Annotated in this window: 16 protein-coding genes; 13 read left to right on the top strand and 3 right to left on the bottom strand. The window is 61.4% G+C overall.

The window, feature by feature from the left end; all coding sequences use genetic code 11:
* Nucleotides 1-50 precede the first annotated feature (50 nt).
* Complete coding sequence (locus tag QWI18_RS09750; RefSeq protein ID WP_369318735.1) at nucleotides 51-1,043, bottom strand: AraC family transcriptional regulator; 993 nt, start codon at nucleotides 1,041-1,043, stop codon at nucleotides 51-53.
* 242 nt (nucleotides 1,044-1,285) lie between these two features.
* On the opposite strand from QWI18_RS09750, the gene QWI18_RS09745 reads away from it, so the two are divergent.
* The 10 genes from QWI18_RS09745 (at nucleotide 1,286) to QWI18_RS09700 (ending at nucleotide 13,420) form a co-directional block, all read left to right on the top strand.
* Nucleotides 1,286-2,083 carry a phosphodiesterase gene (locus QWI18_RS09745; RefSeq protein WP_369318734.1) on the top strand — a complete coding sequence of 266 codons (798 nt, stop codon included), beginning with the start codon at nucleotides 1,286-1,288 and terminating at the stop codon, nucleotides 2,081-2,083.
* Nucleotides 2,084-2,388: 305 nt separating this feature from the next.
* The gene (blaOXA, locus tag QWI18_RS09740) at nucleotides 2,389-3,204 is read left to right on the top strand and encodes a class D beta-lactamase (RefSeq protein WP_369318733.1); all 816 of its coding nucleotides are present in this window, start codon (nucleotides 2,389-2,391) and stop codon (nucleotides 3,202-3,204) included.
* 72 nt (nucleotides 3,205-3,276) lie between these two features.
* Entirely contained in the window at nucleotides 3,277-3,774 is a 498-nt protein-coding gene (locus tag QWI18_RS09735; RefSeq protein ID WP_369318732.1) for an HIT family protein, read from the top strand.
* A 193-nt stretch (nucleotides 3,775-3,967) separates the two neighbouring features.
* Complete coding sequence (glsB, locus tag QWI18_RS09730) at nucleotides 3,968-4,876, top strand: glutaminase B (RefSeq protein WP_065986527.1); 909 nt, start codon at nucleotides 3,968-3,970, stop codon at nucleotides 4,874-4,876.
* Nucleotides 4,877-5,071: 195 nt separating this feature from the next.
* Complete coding sequence (locus QWI18_RS09725) at nucleotides 5,072-8,566, top strand: PAS domain S-box protein (RefSeq protein ID WP_369318731.1); 3,495 nt, start codon at nucleotides 5,072-5,074, stop codon at nucleotides 8,564-8,566.
* Between the two features lie 113 nt (nucleotides 8,567-8,679).
* Nucleotides 8,680-9,315, top strand: a complete 636-nt coding sequence (locus QWI18_RS09720; protein ID WP_369318730.1) for a CGNR zinc finger domain-containing protein — start codon at nucleotides 8,680-8,682, stop codon at nucleotides 9,313-9,315.
* Nucleotides 9,316-9,457: 142 nt separating this feature from the next.
* Nucleotides 9,458-10,375, top strand: a complete 918-nt coding sequence (locus tag QWI18_RS09715) for a DUF72 domain-containing protein (protein ID WP_369318729.1) — start codon at nucleotides 9,458-9,460, stop codon at nucleotides 10,373-10,375.
* Between the two features lie 77 nt (nucleotides 10,376-10,452).
* The gene (locus QWI18_RS09710; RefSeq protein WP_366927133.1) at nucleotides 10,453-11,166 is read left to right on the top strand and encodes an endonuclease/exonuclease/phosphatase family protein; all 714 of its coding nucleotides are present in this window, start codon (nucleotides 10,453-10,455) and stop codon (nucleotides 11,164-11,166) included.
* 23 nt (nucleotides 11,167-11,189) lie between these two features.
* Entirely contained in the window at nucleotides 11,190-12,422 is a 1,233-nt protein-coding gene (clsB, locus tag QWI18_RS09705; protein ID WP_244657037.1) for a cardiolipin synthase ClsB, read from the top strand.
* Nucleotides 12,419-13,420 carry a lysylphosphatidylglycerol synthase domain-containing protein gene (locus QWI18_RS09700; protein ID WP_296308660.1) on the top strand — a complete coding sequence of 334 codons (1,002 nt, stop codon included), beginning with the start codon at nucleotides 12,419-12,421 and terminating at the stop codon, nucleotides 13,418-13,420. The genes clsB and QWI18_RS09700 overlap by 4 nt, the downstream gene beginning before the upstream one ends.
* A 445-nt stretch (nucleotides 13,421-13,865) precedes the next feature.
* Here the strand turns inward: QWI18_RS09700 and QWI18_RS09695 are convergent, their stop codons facing one another.
* Together QWI18_RS09695 and QWI18_RS09690 are read right to left on the bottom strand one after the other, a co-directional pair.
* Nucleotides 13,866-15,179, bottom strand: a complete 1,314-nt coding sequence (locus QWI18_RS09695; RefSeq protein ID WP_065986207.1) for a PAS domain-containing methyl-accepting chemotaxis protein — start codon at nucleotides 15,177-15,179, stop codon at nucleotides 13,866-13,868.
* Between the two features lie 168 nt (nucleotides 15,180-15,347).
* Complete coding sequence (locus tag QWI18_RS09690; protein ID WP_296311100.1) at nucleotides 15,348-16,274, bottom strand: MurR/RpiR family transcriptional regulator; 927 nt, start codon at nucleotides 16,272-16,274, stop codon at nucleotides 15,348-15,350.
* Nucleotides 16,275-16,520: 246 nt separating this feature from the next.
* On the opposite strand from QWI18_RS09690, the gene iolC reads away from it, so the two are divergent.
* From iolC to iolB, 3 genes are read left to right on the top strand one after another with little or no spacing between them, the layout of a single operon-like run.
* On the top strand, nucleotides 16,521-18,458 hold the full coding sequence (gene iolC, locus QWI18_RS09685) for a 5-dehydro-2-deoxygluconokinase (protein WP_296311102.1): 1,938 nt from the start codon (nucleotides 16,521-16,523) through the stop codon (nucleotides 18,456-18,458).
* Nucleotides 18,459-18,518: 60 nt separating this feature from the next.
* Entirely contained in the window at nucleotides 18,519-19,472 is a 954-nt protein-coding gene (iolE, locus tag QWI18_RS09680; RefSeq protein ID WP_369318728.1) for a myo-inosose-2 dehydratase, read from the top strand.
* A 2-nt stretch (nucleotides 19,473-19,474) separates the two neighbouring features.
* A complete protein-coding gene (gene iolB, locus QWI18_RS09675) occupies nucleotides 19,475-20,284 on the top strand; it encodes a 5-deoxy-glucuronate isomerase (RefSeq protein ID WP_369318727.1) in 810 nt (269 codons plus the stop codon).
* The last annotated feature ends 8 nt before the right edge of the window (nucleotides 20,285-20,292 follow it).

Genomic DNA, 20,292 nt, shown 5'->3' with positions numbered 1-20,292 from the left:
GGATAAATATGGCCAGATTCTCTGTCCGTAATTCGCCCCTCAATGAGGCGTCATGCGCGAAATTGGCTCGGCGCCACGCCACTCCAGCGCACAAAGGCGTGCCGAAAACTTGCGGTCTCGCTGAAGCCCAGAGCCTCGGCGATCCGGTAGATGGGCCACCGGTCTTCGGCCAGCAGTTGCTTGGCGCGTTCGAAACGAAGTTCGTCGAGCAGTTCCTGATAGCTGCAGCCCAGGTCGTGCAAGTGTCGACGCAAGGTGCGCGCCGAGCAGTTCATCTGTCGGGCCAGCCCGTCCAGCCCAGGTGCGGCATGCAGTTGTGCAGCCAGCAATAGCCGGATTCGCCCCAGCCAGGCCTCGCGCCCGGTGAACTCAGTGTTCTGTTTTCGGCAGCGCTCGGTCATGGCCTGGTGTGTTACCGCATCAGCCAGCGGTAAAGGCTGGTCGAGCCAGCGTTTATCAAAAGCAAATGCATTGACGGTGGACTGGAATTGCAACGGACAGTCGAAACATTCGGCGTAGCGAGTCTGATAGTCCGGCGCATCATGCTCAAAGCGAGCGCCCAGCAAGGGCAGTGAGTGGCCGAGCAGGTCGTCGCAAATGACCTTTAGCGACCCCAGGCACAGCTCGACATTGAAGGCGGTCAGTGCCGGATTCTCGCGGTAATCGCCCGCAGTGAACCAGATCCGTTCGCCGTCTTCCTCCAGACTCAGCTCGAACAGTGTTCCCAGCAGCGCGGGATAACGCAGAGCCAGACGTAGCGCGTCACCGAAAGTGGCACTGGTAAGCAGGGCATAGCCCAGCATGCCGTAGGATGAGACATGCATACGCCGCCCCACGATCAGGCCGATATCGCGCTGCAGAGCCACGGCGTTGGCGCACACCTGCATCTCCTGATGCGTGGCGATGCGCGTGTCGGCACGGTTCAAGTCCGCTGCGCATATGCCACTGCCGGCCAGCAGCGCCTCGGCGGACCAGCCTTGCGCCTTGAACGTGCTCAGGACCAGTGAGACAGCATTGAGGGTGGTGAGATGGGAGTGCAGCATGGGACTTCCAGCCAGGCGAGGAATACGAGAAGGGCAAGTTATGTGCCGGAATCCCGCCTGGATGATTTTGCTTCGGCGACTGGCTGTTCGAGCCTGGGCCGGTTCAACAACCAATCGCCCGTTCCGGCCTCCAAGATCTCGGCGCTCTGCCATGCCGCATGGACGCTGACGCCGTCTATCGCAGCTCAGGCATGCTACCTTCACCCGACATCGATCACTGCGTCCTTTAGGGAGAATGTCCCGTGCTGATTGCCCACCTTTCCGATCTGCATATCAGGCCGCAAGGCATGCTTTATCAGGGGCTGGTTGATTCGAACACGATGTGCGAGCAGGCCATTGCACACCTGAACAGGCTCGTGCCGCGACCCGATGTCGTGATCATCACCGGCGACTTGGTGGATGAGGGGCTACCGCAAGAGTACGCAATGGCGCGTACATTGCTGGCCGGGATCGAGCCGCCGTTGCTGATGATTCCTGGCAATCATGATGACCCAACATTAATGGGCTCTGCCTTTTCTCTGCCGTATCTCTCTTCGACGGCAGGCCCGTGGCACTTCGTCGCCGATGACCTCGGGCCGGTACGTATCATTGGCGTGGATGTGACCGTACCGCAGGAACATCACGGCGACATGACCGAGGCGGCTGGGGCCTGGCTCGATGCGGCACTGGCCCAGGAGCCGGCGCGTCCGACTCTGATCATGCTGCACCAGCCACCGTTCCTCAGTGGCATTCCCTATATCGACACGTATGCCTGCCGGAACTCGGAGCGACTGCGCGAGGTGGTGCAGCGCTATCCGGCGATCGAACGTGTGGTGTGCGGACACATTCACCGCTCGATGCAATTACGTTTTGGCGGCACAGTCCTGTGCACTGCCCCCAGCACAACGACGGCCATCGGGTTGGCCCTGGATCCAGAGGCAGAAGAGGCGTCGTATGTGGAGCCGCCGGCGTTACTCCTGCATCACTGGAAGGTGGATACGGGTCTGATTACCCACTGGGTGCCAATCGGCACATTCCGCGGGCCACTGCCGTTTGCATGACCGCAGGAGTGGGGCGGGACCTGAAGAGGGGTGAGTCCCGGCATCGGTTAAGTGCGGGTGAAGGGTTGCTGCCGCCCCCAAAGGAGTCGTCTGTGCAACCAAATGCCTTGGATTCGATTTTGATGCGCAGAGTAGGGAATTTCGCTTACCTTGCACTTGATCCGGTCAGCTGTGAGCGAACCGTCGAACAGGCCTGAGAAAAGCTGATATTGGATAAGCGGCTCGGAGAGAGTCTGCTCGAACTGCGGAGTCGTATTCCCCACGCGGGAGAGACTCCTGCATCACCGTCTAAAGGAATAGGATTCATGTTTATGCGCCGCGTTGCGTTAGGTTTACTGATTCTGGGGTTCAATGTCCCGGCAGCACTGGCCGGGACTATTTGCACCCTTGTCGCCGATGCTAAAAACGGTGAGGTCCTGCTGGAAGAGGGTGATTGCCGAAGTCGAGTCACCCCCGCCTCAACGTTCAAGATCGCCATTAGCCTGATGGGCTTTGACGCAGCTTTTCTGCAAAACGAGCATTCTCCTACTTTGCCGTACCGTCCCGGTGATCCTGACTGGGGCGGAGCTGCATGGCGGGAGCCGACCGATGCAGCGCGGTGGTTTCAATATTCCGTGGTGTGGTTCTCTCAACGCGTTACGCATGCGCTTGGAGAGGCTAAGGTCAAGCGATATGCCGAGTCATTCGATTACGGAAATACCGACCTGACGGGTGATCCGGGGAAAAACAACGGCCTTGATCGTGCCTGGATCAGCTCCTCGTTGAAAATCTCTCCTCGCAAACAGATCACTTTTCTGAAGAGGCTGGTGAACCGTCAACTACCCGTGAGCCCCCATGCGTTCGATATGACGAGTCGGATTTCGCAAATCGCCTTGCGGCCAGACGGTTGGGACGTTCACGGTAAAACAGGCACAGCATTTCCTCGGATGGGAGACGGCACAAGCGATGAGGCTCATGGATACGGATGGTTCGTCGGTTGGGCAACGAAGGGCGAACAATCCCTGGTTTTCGCCCGTCTAGCTCAAGATGACCACGCGCAGCCGATGCCCGCAGGACTGCGAGTTCGTGATGCGATACTGGATGAGTGGCCCGAGCTGGCCAGATCGCTGGTGAAGCGATGAAGGAAGCCCAGCAGGCCGGGCGGCATCCGTCTTGACCGTTACTCAGCTGTCATCAGCGTAAAGGACCGCCTCATGCACATATCCCCTAATCTCGTCATTCACGAAACCACCCACTGGCTGATCAACCACCGCAAGGACAGCCACCTCCCAGGCTACCTGATGCTCAGCGCCAGGCAGTTAACCAATTCACTGACAACCTTACCCAACGAAGCGCTGGCCGAGCTCGGTGTATTGCAGGCCCAAATCCAGCAAGCCATCGAAACCCACCTGCTCCCCAAACGCCTCTACATCGGCCGTTTCGGCCATGACGCGGGCCATTCCATTCACTTCCATTTCATCCCGATCTACTCATGGGTCGAGGCGTTGTTCTGGAAAGACGAACGTTACAGATCGCTGCAAACCTTCGGCTCGCTACCTTTCTGCTCCAACCAAACCGACGGCGCGGAACTGACCCTCTTCGTATGGCGAGAATTCTGTGAGCGCCCTGATCCTCCGCCGATGGAAGGCCCGTCCATCGATCAAACCATCGCGGCGCTGCGGCATGCATTCAGTCCCGACACTCGTATCTGATGGCAGGGCCAATTTCAGAAAAACGACAGTCCCGCAAAAGCGCTCGGTCAACCAACGGCTGCCAACATGAAAGCGCCAACCCACCCGCCACAAAAAAACCAAAATCCTGCCCAATTGTGTGATCCCGCCCCTCCAGCATTCGTCATGAACCCTAACCCCTGCTGCCGTCAGGGGATCAACGCCAGGACCCTCCATGCAAACGCTGTTGAACGAGATTCTCGACGAAGTGCGTCCCTTGATCGGCCAGGGCAAGGTGGCTGATTACATTCCCGCGCTGGCTGACGTGCCGGCGCAGCAATTGGGCATTGCCGTTTATGGCAACGATGGCACCTATTATTGCGCGGGCGATGCCCTGGAGCCGTTCTCGGTGCAGAGCATTTCCAAGGTGTTCAGCCTGGTTCAGGCGATCGGTCATTCTGGCGAAGCCATTTGGGAGCGCCTGGGCCATGAGCCGTCGGGTCAGCCGTTCAACTCGCTGGTGCAGCTTGAGTTCGAGCGCGGACGCCCGCGTAACCCTTTTATCAATGCCGGGGCTTTGGTGATCTGCGACATCAACCAGTCGCGGTTCGCTGCGCCGACCTTGTCCATGCGCGATTTCGTACGGCGGCTGTCGGGCAATCCCCAGGTGTTGATCGATGCCCGCGTGGCGGATTCCGAATATCAATTCCGCGCACGCAACGCCGCCATGGCCTACCTGATGCAGTCATTCGGCAATTTCCATAACGAAGTCGAAACCGTGCTGCGCAGTTATTTCAGCTGCTGCGCGCTGAAGATGAGCTGCCTGGATCTGGCCCGGGCGTTCTGCTTTCTGGCGAACAACGGGTTCTGCAAACACAGCGGTGAGCAGATCCTCACGCCGCGCCAGACCCAACAAGTGAACTCGATCATGGCCACCAGCGGGCTATATGACGAAGCCGGCAATTTCGCCTACCGCGTGGGATTGCCGGGCAAGAGCGGGGTAGGGGGCGGAATCGTCGCGATCGTGCCCGGCCAATTCACCGTGTGCGTGTGGTCGCCGGAACTGAATGCTGCCGGGAATTCACTCGCCGGCATGGCGGCGTTGGAGTTGCTGAGTTCGCGGATTGGCTGGTCTGTTTTCTGACAGGGGTCGTGGTTGTTTGACGTTCGGTGGATCATTGGAAAAGTTTGACCGGCGGGCGCGTTGGTCGCTTTTCCGAGAAAGCCGAATCGAGCCGTGTCGAGGGCGAAGGGTTACCCGATACAATGCCGCTTTGGCCCTGTCCAGTTCGAACCAGTCTGCGGGATGTTGATGCCGTGGCGATGTCGGGAGATCCGTGTGACTACTGTTCCAGTCGACCCCAGCGGCGATGAGCGCCTGTCTCATGTGCTGAATGCCAGTGAACGGCTCGTCATGGCGGGATCCGTGGACGAAGTCATCGCCGTGCTGCGAGACGTGGCGCGTGCCACGCTCGGCGCGGATGGCATTGCGGTGGTGATTCAGGACGAAGGACGGTGCTCTTACATAGCCGAAGATGCGGTCTCTGCGCTGTGGCAGGGCCAGACCTTTCCGGCTGACCACTGTGTTTCCGGGTGGGTCATGCACCGCGGCGAGACGATTGCGATCCGTGACGTCCGGCTCGATCCACGCATCTCGCAAGACATCTACGCGCCGACCTTTGTGCGTAGCCTTGTTATGGCACCCATCGGTCGGCCTGTGCCGGTCGCGGCGCTGGGCGCCTATTGGTCGCAGGTCCGCAGTCACGATGACGACACGGTCAAACGCCTGGAAAGTCTGGCGCGGCTGGCAACCATCGCCATCGAGAATGCGCGCCTGACCCAGGCCCGCAATCGCGCGGCTGCACTCGGGGCCGCCCAGAACCGTATCCTTGAACTGGCTGTTGAAGAAACACCGCTGAACGCCGCGCTGGACGCGATCGTCCGCGAGGTGGAGGCGCTGTCGCCGTCCCGTTTCCTGGGCAGCATCCTGCTCCTGAACGAGGAGGGCAGCCAGCTGCAGCATTGCGCCGGGCCCAGCCTTCCCCTTGCATTTATCGAGGCTGCCGCACACATCAGTGTCGGCGCAGGTTCAGGCTCCAGCACAACCGCGACGGTTCCGAACTCGCGGACGGCGGTGTCCGACATCGTGGACGACCCTCACTGGGCCCAATTCAGGGCGCTTGCCGTCGGACACGGGTTACACGTTTGTGGGGCGATTCCGATCCGTTCGGCGCAGGGCGCCATGCTCGGCACTTTTGCCATGTATCACACCGAGCGGCGCGAGCCCTTGACGGCGGATATCGAGATCGGCGATTTCGTGGTCAAAACGGTGGGACTGGTCGTGCACCGTGCGCGCGCTGAGGCCGCCATTCGCAGCAGCGAGGTGCGCTACCGCCAGATAGTCGAAGGCTCCGAGGACTTCGCGATCATCACCTTCGATGGGCGGGGGGCCGTCACCGGTTGGAACATCGGCGCCCAGCGCATCGTCGGTTACTGCGCCGAGGAAGTCATGGGCCGCGACGGTGATCTCTTCTACACCGATTCGGACCAGATCGAACGGGTCTTTCAAGCCGAGCTCGAACTCGCCATGGAGCAGGGGCGCGCCGTCAACGAACGTTGGCACGTCGATAAACACGGCGCGCGCTTCTGGGGCTCGGGTTTGATGATGCCGCTGGCAACGGATCAGGGCGGCTTCGTGAAGATCTTCCGCGACCGCACGGCCGAGCATCAGGCGGAGGCGGCGCTGCAAGAGAGCGCGGCGCGGCTGAGCTTTTTTGATGAGCTCGACAACCGCCTTTTCAACATCCGCCGGGCCGAAGACGCGATGCTCGCGGCGACCGAGTTGCTCGGGCGCAGGCTCAACGTGTCGCGCTGCGCCTACGCAGATGTCGACATCGACCATGACCGCTTCTGGATTCGCAGCGACTACAACGCGGCTGGCATTCAGAGCTCGGTCGGCGCCTACAGCCTCGATCTTTTCGGCCCGCGGACGGCGGCTGACATGCGCGAAGGCCGAACCCTGATCGTGCGCGACGCCGTTGCAGAACTCGGTCCCGGCGAAGGCCTGGAGACCTTCCGCGGGATTGGCATCGACGCGATCATCTGCTGCCCGCTGGTCAAGAATGGCCGGCTGACGGCCATGATGGCGGTTCATCAAGATCAGCCTCGCGACTGGTTGCCCGCTGAAGTCCTGCTGGTCAGGGAAGTAGTCGAACGCTGCTGGGCGCATGTCGAGCGTGTGGGCGCCGAGATGCGGATGCGCGAGAGCGAAGAGCGCCTGCGCCTTGCCGTCGAACACGCCGATATCGGTTTCTGGGACGTGGATATCGTCCACGACGCGTTGATCTGGCCGCCCAGAACCAAAGCAATGTTCGGCATCCCGGCTGATGTGCGGGTCACGATTCAAGACTTTTATGACGGCTTGCATCCGGAGGACCGGGACGCGACGATCGAAGCCTTTACGGCGGCCAGCGACCCCGAACGCCGCGCGCTGTATGACGTGGACTACCGCACCGTCGGCAGAGACGATGGTGTGATTCGCTGGGTGGCCGCCAAGGGGCGGGGCGTGTTCGACGCCGCCGGACGCTGCCTGCGCGTCACCGGCACGGTGGTTGAAGTGACGGCCCGCAAGGATGCCGAGGAGGGGCTGCGCGAACTCAATGCCACGCTGGAAGTGCGGATTGCCAAAGCCATCGCCGAGCGCGAAGAAGTCCAGGAGGCGTTGCGCCAGAGTCAGAAGATGGAGGCCATGGGTCAGCTGACCGGCGGCGTCGCCCATGACTTCAACAACCTGCTCACCCCGATCGTCGGCGCCCTCGACATGCTCCAGCGCAAAGGCGTAGGCGGCGAACGTGAGCAGCGGTTGATCTCCGGCGCCGTGCAATCGGCCGATCGCGCCAGGACACTCGTGCAGCGGTTGTTGGCTTTTGCGCGCCGTCAGCCGCTGCAGCCGGTGTCGGTCGACGTGGCGAAACTGGTGAACGGCATGGGCGATCTCGTCGCCAGCACCACCGGGCCGCAAATCCGGGTCGTCGTCGATGCCCCGCCTGATCTGCCTGCCGCCATCGCGGACCCGAATCAGCTCGAGATGGCGCTTCTGAATCTTTCCGTGAACGCGCGGGACGCCATGCTCGAAGGCGGCACGATGAGGATCTCGGCGAGTGCCGAATGGGTGTCCACCGGCCACCGTTCCAGGCTGCCGACCGGCGACTACCTCTGTCTGTCCGTTGCGGACACCGGCATTGGCATGGATGCGTCCACGCTCGCCCGGGCGGTGGAACCGTTCTTTTCCACCAAGGGCGTCGGTAAAGGCACGGGGCTTGGGCTGTCGATGGTGCATGGGCTGGCGTCCCAGCTCAACGGCGCGCTGACGATCCAGAGCTCGCCGGGGCTCGGGACGAACGTGGAGCTGTGGCTGCCGCGCAGCATGACCGTGCCGGCGGCGTCGTTGCGTATCGACGAGGCCCCGGACCGGCGCTCCATGCGCGGGATCGCGCTGCTGGTCGACGATGAAGACCTGGTGCGCGCCAGTACGGCGTACATGCTGGCCGATCTGGGTTATCGCGTGATCGAAGCCTCGTCCGGCGAAGAAGCCTTGCAGTTGTTGGGCACCGGGCAGCCTGTCGATCTGATCGTCACCGACCACCTCATGCCGGGCATCAGTGGCACCGACCTGGCCAGACGCGTCCGAAACGCCCGGCCCGGGACGGCGATCCTGCTGGTCTCGGGGTATGCCGAACATGAAGGGCTCGACCCGGATTTGCCGCGCCTGACCAAACCGTTCCGCAAAAGCGAACTGGCGGCGAGTCTTGCTCAGTTGGGAGGGACGGCCTGAGGCGTCTGGCGGGTCTCAGGGGTATCAACACGCATCCCACGACCGTCCGAAACTTCAGCACTCCCTCACTTCTCTGCCATCATTCCCTCATCGCTTCAAACTGAGGGCAGGCAATGTCTATCGGACAGCTGAAGATCAACGCCATCCGTCTCGTCGGCGGGCCTGCGGTGCTGGATTACCTCAATACCTGTGACGGCCGTCGGCCGGGCACGGGGTTGCGGGAGGTCGTCGACAAGCTGGGCAATCTGGAGGACATCGTCCACTGGTTTCACCACGCCGGGCTGATCGACGATCAGGAGCATCAGCACTTCGTCGCGCTGGTACAGGATTCGTCCTGGCACACGATGACGGCATTTGGACAGTTAATCGATTTCCGCGAAGCGTTGTATCGGTTGCTGCTGCCCATGGCGCTGGACCACGGGCCTGGCACGTCCAGCCTGGATGCGTTGAATCAGGCACTGGTGGACACCGCTGGCCAGCGTTTGCTGGTGCTGACGCCTGCGGGCGTGATCTGGCGCTGGCGTGTGGGCGATGATCTTGGCTCGATGACGGCCGGTTTCATCGGTCGTCTCGCGGTGCAGGCAGCAGCGCTGCTGACCACCAGTGATCTGACGCGTCTCAAGGCCTGCGCCACGCCGGATTGCGACTGGCTGTTTCTCGATACGTCGAAAAACGGCCGCCGTCGCTGGTGCCAGATGAATATTTGCGGCGCCCGGGAAAAGATCAAAAGGGCCACGGTCGAGTCATGAGCACTGGCGTCCGTGCAGCCTGTGGCAATCTGCGCCCTAACACCGGCAAAAAGCCAGGGAACCTGCCACGTTCTCAAGCTTCTTATCTCTAGTTCACAAGCGTCGGGGCAGGTGCCGCGGCGGGACATGAGAGAGCACAGGCATGGGCGACATTCGTATCGGCATTTCAGGCTGGCGTTACACGCCGTGGCGCGGGGATTTCTATCCCGTCGGCCTGACGCAGAAAAACGAGTTGAAATTCGCCTCCAGAGCCGTGAGCAGCATCGAAATCAATGGCTCGTTCTATTCGCTGCAGTCTCCCGACCTGTACGCGCGCTGGTACAACGAGGCGCCGAAAGGCTTCGTCTTCAGCGTCAAGGGCCCGCGCTATATCACCCATGTCCGCCGCCTCAAAGAAATCGACGAGCCCGTCGCCAATTTCTTCGCCTCCGGTATTTTCCAGCTCAAGGAAAAGCTGGGCCCGATCCTCTGGCAGTTTGCGCCCAACTTCACATTCGACGCCGAGCGCTTCGAGCATTTTCTGAAACTGCTGCCCCACGACGGTAAAGCCGCCAAGGCCTGTGCCAGCAAGTGCGCCGAGCGGTTGCAGCAACCGGGTTATCTGGACATTCCGCCCCGCCTGAAGCTGCGGCACGCCGTTGAAATCCGCCATGAAAGCTTTAAGGTGCCGGCCTTTGTCGCGCTGCTGCGCAAGTACAAGGTCGCGCTGGTGGTCGCGGACACCGCCGGCAAGTGGCCCCACGTCGAAGACCTCGCCACCGACTTCGTCTACGTGCGACTGCATGGCGACAAGGAACTCTATGCCAGCGGCTATTCCGACGAGGCGATCAAGCACTGGGGCGACCGCATCGACGCGTGGCAGCGGGGCGCGCAGCCCAGGGATGCTCAACTGATCGTGGACAAAGCGCCCCGGGCGCGGAAGTCCCGCGACGTCTATTGCTACTTCGATAACGACATCAAGGTCCGCGCGCCCTACGACGCGCGCCGGTTGCTTGAGCGTTTCAATCTCACTGAAAACCTGGAAGTTGCGCCAGGCGATTTGCATGGAGCCACGTTGTGACCAGTGCCCTGATCCCCGAAGAACTCCACGGCCGACGACAAAGCGCGTCGACGTCGGTCACGCTTAATGTGCTGACCATGAACATGCACATGGGCTTCGGTTTCCTCAATAAACGCTTCATCCTGCCGGAGCTGCGCGACGCGGTGCGTACGGTGTCCGCCGATATCGTGTTCCTGCAGGAAGTCCACGGCGAGCATCAGGACCACGCGCAGAACGTGAAAAACTGGCCGACCACCTCGCAGTACGAATTCCTCGCCGACAGCATGTGGAAGGATTTCGCCTACGGCCGCAATGCCGTGTACCCCCATGGTCACCACGGTAATGCGCTGCTGTCCAAGTACCCGATTATTCGCCACGAAAACCTCGACATTTCCATCCACGGCACCGAAGAGCGCGGCCTGCTCCATTGCGTGCTGGACGTTCCGCATTTCGGCGAGCTGCATGCGGTGTGCGTGCACCTGGGCCTGAAAGAGGTTCATCGCCAGCAGCAGCTGAAATTGCTCGCTGATCTGGTGGGTCGGTTGCCTTCCAATGCGCCAGTGATTGTGGCGGGGGATTTTAACGATTGGCGGCAGAAGGCCGATGGCGTGTTGAATCCTGCCGGGCTGCGCGAGGTCTTTGTTGAATCATTTGGGGCGCCGGCGAAGAGTTTTCCGGCGCGCTTTCCGTTGTTGCGCCTGGACCGTATTTACGTGCGCAACGCGCACATCCGGTCGCCCAGGGTGATGTCCAATCGTCCCTGGTCGCACCTTTCCGATCATGCGCCGTTGGCGGTGGAGGTAACGCTATGAGGGGTATGAGAGCGATGGGCGCCATGTGTGGCCTTTGGCGGGACGGCAACTCGGTGGAGTTGTTGATCAATGGCGAAGACTTTTTCGCCCGGGTGTTCGACGCCATTCGTGCGGCGCGCGAAGAGGTGCTGATCGAGACCTTCATCATCTTCGAAGACCGCGTCGGCGAGGGTTTGCAGCAGGCCGTGATCGAAGCGGCCAGCCGTGGCGTTCGCGTGATTATCACGGTGGACGACTACGGCACCAGCGACCTGAGCACGGCGTTCGTCAGCAAGATGATCGAGGCCGGCGTGCAGATTCAGCTGTTCGACCCGCGCCCCAAGCTTATGGGCATGCGCACCAACCTGTTCCGGCGCCTGCACCGCAAAGTGGTGGTGATCGACGGCGAAACGTCGTTCATGGGCGGGATCAACTACAGCGTCGACCACATGGCCGACACCGGCATCACCGCCAAGCAGGACTACGCGGTTCTGGTGCGCGGGCCGATTGTCGCCGACATTTATCGCTCGACGCTGGGCATGCTCGGCCCCGCGGTGCGCAAGACTTTCAAGCCGCTCAAGCCGGTGACGCGTCAGGCCGGCAGCGCGCGCATGCTTCTCGCCGAACGCGACAACCGTAATCACACCACCGACATCGAAGAGCAATACCTGCTGGCGATGCGCAACGCGACTCAGCGCATCACCATCGCCAACGCCTACTTCTTTCCCAGCTACCGGTTCCTGCGTGAACTGCGCAATGCGGCCCGACGCGGGGTGAAAGTCACGCTGATCCTCCAGGGCCAGCCGGACATGCCATTTGTGCGCGTGTGCTCGCGTCTGACCTACACCTGGCTGCTGCGCGAAGGGGTGATCATCCACGAATACAAACAGCGGGCGCTGCACGGCAAGGTCGCGTTGATCGACCACGAGTGGTCAACGGTGGGCTCGAGCAACCTCGACCCGCTGAGCCTCGCGCTGAACCTGGAAGCCAACCTGTTCATCCGCGACCATGCCTTGAACCAGCGCTTGCACGAACACCTGCGCGACCTCGCCGTGGCCCACAGCAAACAGGTCAACCTCAAGGGCCTGGCGAAAGGGCAGTGGTGGCGTGCACCGATGATCTTCCTCAGCTTCCACTTCCTTCGGCACTTCCCGGCCATTGCCGGCCTGTTCCCGGTGCACGGTCCACGCCTGAAACCCCTGCGCGCGCCTGAAACCCTGCCGGAAGCCGCCGCGCTCAAAAACGAGCTGCCGGCCGATCAGGAGAAATCCCTATGACCGGCGTCTCTCAAGCCTCCACTCACGAGCAGAAACCGGCCGACGCGGGCAAGAATCGTCCGTGGCTGACGTGGGCCAAGCGCGCCTTCACGCTGTTCTTCTTCATCGCGGTGCCGGTGCTGCTGTTCACCCTGATGAAAAACCTCGACTGGAACGAGGTGATGCACGCGCTGGAGTCCTACAAGCTCAGCACCCTGGCGCTGGGCTTTATCATCGCGGCAGGCAGCTACCTGACGTATTGCTGCTTCGACGTCCTGGCCCGGCGCTACACCGAACACAAATTGGCGGTCAAGCAGATCATCCCCGTGACCTTCGTTTGCTACGCCTTCAACCTCAACCTGAGTTCCTGGGTTGGCGGCATTGCGCTTCGCTATCGCCTGTATTCGCGCCTGGGGCTGGACGTGCCGACCATCACCCGCATCCTCAGCCTGAGCCTGATCACCAACTGGCTGGGCTACATGCTCCTGGCCGGTTTCGTGTTCGCCGGGGACTTCGTCGACCTGCCCGAAGGCTGGAAGATTGGCGACACCACGCTGCAACTGATCGGCTTTGTCTTGCTGGCCGTTTGCCTGGCGTATTTTTTGGCCTGCCGCTTCTCGAAAAAGCGCACCTGGACCGTCCGCAAGCAACAGTTTGTCCTGCCCTCGCTGAACCAGGCACTGCGCCAAGCCCTGCTGGGCGCGCTGAACTGGGGGCTGATGGCGCTACTGATCTACGTGCTGCTGCCGGAAAAAGCCTTCTACCCGGCGGTGCTCGGGATCCTGCTCATCAGCAGCATCGCCGGCGTCATCGCCCACATCCCTGCGGGACTTGGCGTGCTTGAAACGGTGTTCATCACACTGATGCAACACCAATTCAGCAAAGGCCAACTGCTGGCGGCGCTGATTGGCTATCGGGTGATCTACTTCCTCATCCCGCTGATGATTGCGCTGGTGGTGTATGTGGTTTTGGAGAAACGGGCCAAGGCCATGCGCAGCAAGAACGAAGGGCAGTTGTAGGAGAGGAGATCGACTATCTGGGGCAGGTCGGGGACAGATTGCAGGTCGGGGACAGATTAATTTACGGTGAAGCGTTGTAAATAAATCAGTCCCCCTCAAACATCGGCTCTGACTGTAGGACCGGCTTCAGCCGGGAAGCTTTTGCTTTTGATCTTCATACACAGATGGTCCAGTCACCGCCAATCGCGACTTGGGTGCAGGCTGAACGCAGGTCTCGCGGAGTGGGCCGAGCCGCATGGATGCGGCGAGAGCTGCCCCCCGCCATGGATGGCGGATGGCAGCGGGCCCACGGAGCGAGACCGGAGTGAAGGAACCCCGAGGAACGAGGGGCCCAACCGAGAGCAAGCACCCTTGGTTACTTGGGGTGCTTTTCCAAGTAACTCGCCGAAGGCGAAACAGTCTGCCCCCAGGCAGACACCCTAGATCTTGATCTTGATCTCAAAGATCAATCCCGCCCAGCGAACATTTTGACGGCATCCACCGCATCATTCGTCCCCGAACTGATCTGCACAATCGCAGCCCCCGCCTGATCCGCCAGATCCACACCCTTCACCGCCGTACTCCGCGTATTGTCCATACTCACAATCGCCTGACGCGTCTCAGTCTGAATCACCTGAATCATCTCCGAAATCTCCTGCGTCGACCGACTCGTACGACCCGCCAGTTGCCGAACCTCATCGGCCACCACCGCAAACCCACGGCCCTGATCGCCGGCCCGGGCCGCCTCGATCGCCGCATTCAACGCCAACAGATTCGTCTGATCCGCAATACTGCGAATCGTATTCACGATCGCCGTAATCTGCTCCGAGCGCTCACCCAACTGACCGATGATCCGCGACGAATCATCGATATTCTGCGAAATCTGACGCATCTCACTGGCCGCCTGCTGAATCACCTGCGTGCCTTGCTCAGCGTATTTCTGCGTCTGCACCGAAATGTGATAGGCCTGCGCAGCACTCTGGGAATCCTCCTCGTGCTTCTGAATACGCGCGGTCACATCCGACGCAAACTTCACCACCTTCCACAGCTTGCCGCTGGCGTCATACACCGGGTTATAGGACGCCTCCAGCCAGAGCGTTCGGCCCTGCTTGCCGACGCGCTTGAACTGATCGCTGAAAAACTCACCCTTGTTCAACCGACGCCAGAAGTCCTGATAATCGGCGCTGTTGCTGAACTCAGGCGGGCAGAGCATCTTGTGGCTTTTGCCCAACAACTCCTGCCGACTGTAGCCCAACAAACGCAGGAGGTTATCGTTGGCCGCGATGATCGTGCCGTCCAGGTCGAACTCAATCACCGCCATGGCGCGGTCGATGGCCTGCAACTTGTTGTGGGTTTCGCTCTCGGCCTGAAGCTTGGCGGTCACGTCCATGGCGTACTTGACCACCCGGATGACCTTGCCGTCCGAATCCCTGACCGGGTTGTAACTGGCCTCCAGCCACACCGTGCTGCCGTCGCCGGCGACACGCTGGAACGTCGCGGTCACAAACTCGCCGCTGCGCAAACGTGACCACAACTGAGCGTACTCAGGGCTGCGCGCGTGTTCCGGGGTGCAGAACATGCGGTGCTCTTTACCGATGACCTGCTCGGGCCGGTAGCGCATGGTGTTGAAGAAGTTGTCGTTTGCCTTGAGCACCACACCGTTCAGATCGAACTCTATGCTGGCCATAGAGCGATTGATCGCTTCCAGCAGACTGGCCTGATGGGCGACGGTCAGCTGCAGGTCCTGGATGATTTTATTCTTGGACGAGTCGAAAAACATGATGGCGGCTCACGCAGGTGGAGAGGCGAGGGTCCAGGTCCATGACCGTGCGAGCGAGAGTCAGCTCAGATGCGTGTTCCCTGTGCAGTCCAGCGGATAATCACGCAGGTGATGTTAAAAAGCTATACCGAAGTTATACAGCTCGTCGGGTTTGTACAAGGCTGCCAGTTAATCGTCGAAACCGGCCTGCTCGGAGATCTCGTCCACCTTCAGCTCCAGTCGATAGGCCACGGCGATGAACAGTGCCTGACACAAACACAACGTAGCGCTGAGCGAACGAAACGCGAACGAGCTGCCTTCGTTGACCAGCAGCACGGCGTTGGCGCGCTTGGCCAGGGGCGACAGATTGCTGTCAGTAATGATCAAGGTCTTGGCCTGATGATGCTGGGCGATGCGCAGACAGTGCTGGGTTTCCTTGCCGTAGGGCGTGAAGCTGATGGCGATTACCAGGTCATTGGCGCGCACGCTGCGCATCTGCTCGCGGTAACTGCCGCCGAGGCCGGAAATCAGGTGGATGCGCTTATTGGTGTGCTGCAGGTTGTAGACCAGATAGTCGGCGACTGCGAAGGAGCGTCGTACCCCGACCACGTAGATGTTGTCGGCGTTGACCACCAGGTCCACGGCTTTCTCGAACGCTTCGTCGTCCAGTTCCAGCGCCAGCCGCTCCAGCCCCGACAACGTAGCGTTCACGCATTCGCGGGCCAGGTCGCCGGCGCTGGCCTTCTGCGATTTGTTGGCGATCATGCTGCGAATACGTTGCTGGTAGTTCTGCACCGGGGTGGTTTTGTGGGTGTAAGCCTCGCGAAACAGCGCCTGCATTTCGCTGAACCCGCTGAAGCCGAAGCGCTGGGAGAACCGCACAATGGCCGAAGGATGCACCTCGCATTCCCGGGCGATGTCGCTGATGCGGTCGACCATGATCCGGTCGCTCTGCTGGCTCATGTAGCTGGCGATGCGTTTGAGCTGGCGCGGCAGGCTCTCGTATTCGGCCGTGATCAGCTTGAGCAGGGCATCGGCGGTCTCCGGCGCGGCGGTGACGGGCGTTTCGCCGTCGGCTCCGTTATCGGGCGCGCCTGGCTGATCGAGGCTGGACATACGTGCAAATCCTTTGGCGGGTGGTGACGTGGCGGATAGTCCGGGAAGACAGGCGGCCAGTTTTGCAGGCTGTGACCCGCAATGCAAAGTGGAATAAATATTCCACCTGAAAATAATTTAGAAAAATTCATTGATCAAGGCCCGGCGCCGTTCTAGTCTGCATCCACGAACTCGCTTGCAAGCATCGGTTTTGCAGGCAAGGGCATCAGCACTCAAATCCATAACAATAAAAGAAGAGGGGCCGGCATGGGCCAGACTCGTTTTGCCACTGGGCGTCAGCTGGACGTGATTTGTCTCGGCCGCCTGGGTGTCGATCTCTACGCGCAGCAGATCGGCGCGCGCCTGGAGGACGTCAGCAGTTTCGCCAAATACCTCGGCGGCTCCTCCGCCAACATCGCGTTTGGCACCGCACGGTTGGGTGTGAAATCCGCCATGCTGACCCGCGTTGGCGACGACCACATGGGCCGTTTTCTGGTGGAGTCCCTGGCGCGGGAAGGCTGCGACGTCAGCGGCGTCAAGGTCGACGCCGAACGCCTGACCGCCATGGTCCTGCTCGGCATCAAGGACCGCGAAACCTTTCCGCTGGTGTTCTACCGCGAGAACTGCGCCGACATGGCGCTGCAACCGGAAGACATCGACGAAGCGCAGATCGCCTCCAGCAAGGCGCTGTTGATCACCGGCACACATTTCTCCACCGATCAGGTGTTCCGCGCCAGCAGTCAGGCGCTGGACTACGCCGAAAAACACCACGTCCGACGCGTCCTCGATATCGATTACCGCCCGGTGCTCTGGGGCCTGGCCGGCAAGGCTGACGGCGAGACGCGCTTTGTCGCCAACGACACCGTCAGCCAGCACGTGCAGCGCATCCTGCCGCGCTTCGACCTGATCGTCGGCACCGAAGAAGAATTCCTCATCGCCGGTGGCACGACCGATTTGCTCAGCGCCCTGCGTCGGGTCCGCGAACTCAGTGCCGCGACCCTGGTGGTGAAGCTTGGGCCACAAGGCTGCACGGTGATTCACGGCGCGATTCCGGCAAGGCTGGAAGACGGCGCGATCTACCCCGGCGTGCGCGTGGAAGTGCTGAATGTGCTGGGGGCAGGAGATGCGTTTATGTCCGGCTTTCTCAAGGGTTGGCTCAACGACGAGAGCGATGAGCGCTGCTGCCAGTTGGCGAATGCCTGCGGCGGTCTGGTGGTGTCGCGGCATGCGTGCGCGCCGGCCATGCCGACGCTGGTCGAACTGGAATACCTGTTCAACAGCCCGGTGCCGATTACCCGACCCGATCAGGACGCGGTGCTGCAGCGCCTGCACCGGGTCAGCGTGCCCCGTCGCGAATGGCAGCCGTTGTTCATCTTCGCCTTCGATCACCGCGGGCAACTGGTGGAGCTGGCGCAAAAGGCCGGGCGCGATCCGGCCTGTATCGGCCAGCTCAAGCAGTTGTTCGTGCAAGCGGTCGCGCGGGTCGAAGCCGAGTTGCACACGCGCGGCATCGCTGCCGATGTCGGCGTGCTGGCGGATCAGCGCTTCGGTCAGGATTCACTGAATGCCGCCAGCGGGCGCGGCTGGTGGGTGGCTCGCCCGGTGGAAGTCCAGGGTTCACGCCCGTTGGCGTTCGAGCACGGGCGTTCGGTGGGCAGCACGCTGCAAAGCTGGCCTCAGGAACAGATCATCAAGTGCCTGGTGCAATACCACCCGGACGACGAGCCGATGCTGCGCCTGGAACAGGAAGCACAACTGCTGGGGCTGTATCAGGCGGCACTGGCCAGTGGTCACGAACTGCTGCTGGAGGTTATTCCGCCCAAGGATCATCCTTCGACCCATCCAGACGTTATCTACCGTTCCCTCAAGCGCCTCTACAACCTGGGCATTTACCCGGCCTGGTGGAAAATCGAGTCGCAGCCCGCCGAGGTCTGGGAGCAGCTCGACGCGCTGATCCACGAGCGCGATCCGTACTGCCGGGGCGTGGTGTTGCTGGGGCTGAACGCGCCCGCCGAAACCCTGGCGGTCGGCTTTCGTCAGGCGGCGAAAAGCACCACCTGCCGCGGTTTTGCCGTCGGCCGGACGATTTTTCATGAGCCCAGCCGAGCCTGGCTGGAAGGCGAAATCGACGACGCGGGCCTGATCACGCGGGTGCAGAGCAATTTCGGTTTCCTCATCGAATCCTGGCGCGACGCCCGGGCCTGACGTCAGCACGCCAGGCCTGTGTTTTCAGTTGAACGAGATAACAACAATAAAGGTGCAGCCATGCCCGCTTCTGCAATCCGAATTGGCATCAACCCGATTTCCTGGAGCAACGACGACCTCCCGGCCCTCGGCGGCGAAACGCCCCTGAGCACCGCGCTGAGTGAGGGCAAGGAAATCGGCTACGAAGGCTTCGAGCTCAACGGCAAATTCCCCAAGGATGCCCAAGGCGTGGCCGATGTGTTGCGCCCCTATGACCTGGCGCTGGTGTCGGGCTGGTATTCCGGTCGGCTCGCCAGCCGCTCGGCGGCCGAGGAAATCGACGCCATCGCCAGCCACGTCGAGCTGCTCAAGCACAATGGCGCCACGGTGCTGGTTTACGGCGAAGTGGCCGATTCGATTCAGGGTCAGCGCATTCGATTGGTCGAGCGACCGCGTTTCCGCAGCGCCAGCGCCTGGCAGGCCTACGCCGACAAGCTCACCGAGCTGGCCCGGTTTACCCTGTCCCAGGGCGTGCGCCTGGCCTACCACCACCACATGGGCGCGTACGTGGAATCGCCGAAGGACATCGACACGCTGATGGCGCTGACGGGCGATGAAGTCGGCCTGCTGTTCGATTCCGGTCACTGCTACATGGGCGGCGGCGAACCGCTTCAAGTGCTGAGCAAACACATCGACCGCGTCTGCCATGTGCATTTCAAGGACGTGCGCAAACCGGTGGTGCAACTGGCGCGTAACCATTTGTGGAGCTTTCCGGACTGCATCGTCAACGGCACCTTCACCGTGCCCGGCGATGGCGACATCGATTTCGCCGCGCTGCTGGATGTGTTGATGCAGGCCGGTTACCAAGGCTGGCTGGTGGTCGAAGCGGAACAGGACCCGGCCGTCGCGCCGAGCTATGCCTATGCAAAGAAAGGCTACGAGACCCTGCGCGCGTTGCTGGCCGCCGCGCAGGTCAATCACTCCGCTCGACAACACCGCACGCCCCAACAACCGCCTGAACACAGGAGTCTGTGAACATGAATCTCTTGGTCAAGAGCAAGGCCGAAGGGCGCGATGTGGTCGCGCTGGCCGACGGCGTGCTGACGTACGTCGGCTTCTCCGCCCATCGATTGAGCGTCGGCGAACGTCTGCCGGTGAGTGCGGGCGACAAGGAAATCTGCCTGGTGCTGCTCAGCGGTCGCATCAGCGTCAGCGGCGAGGCGCCGGGGCAGGGCGGTTTCAACTGGGAAAACCTAGGTGATCGGCAGTCCGTGTTCGAGGACAAATCTCCCTTTGCGGTGTATCTGCCGCCGGGCAGCGAGGCCGAAGTCACGGCGTTGAGCGCGGTGCAGATTGCCGTGTGCGCGGCGCCCGGCGATGCGTCCAAAGACCTGCCGGCGCGAGTCATCACACCCGACACGATGAAACGCAGCGTGCGCGGCCGGGCGGCCAACACCCGTTACGTCTGCGACATTCTCCCTGATTCCGAGCCCGCGCATTCGTTGCTGGTGGTGGAGGTGCGCACGCCCTCGGGCCACTCGTCCAGCTACCCGCCGCACAAGCACGACACAGATGATTTACCGCACCAGAGCTTTCTCGAAGAAACCTATTACCATCAGGTCAACCCGCCCCAGGGCTATGTGTTCCAGCGCGTGTACACCGACGATCGCAGCATCGATCAGGCCATGGCCGTGGAGAACAACGACCTGGTCACGGTGCCCAAGGGGTATCACCCGGTCACCGTGCCGTACGGCTACGAATCCTATTACCTGAACGTGATGGCCGGCCCCAAACGCGCCTGGCAATTTCATAACGATCCGCAGCATAGCTGGCTGCTCGATTTGTAAATCTATTG

Origin of the sequence: Pseudomonas sp. W2Oct36 (assembly GCF_041060465.1) — a bacterium.
Lineage (GTDB): Bacteria > Pseudomonadota > Gammaproteobacteria > Pseudomonadales > Pseudomonadaceae > Aquipseudomonas > Aquipseudomonas graminis_B.
Note: the sequence above shows the minus strand (reverse complement) of the source record. Positions and strands in the feature narration are given on the sequence as shown.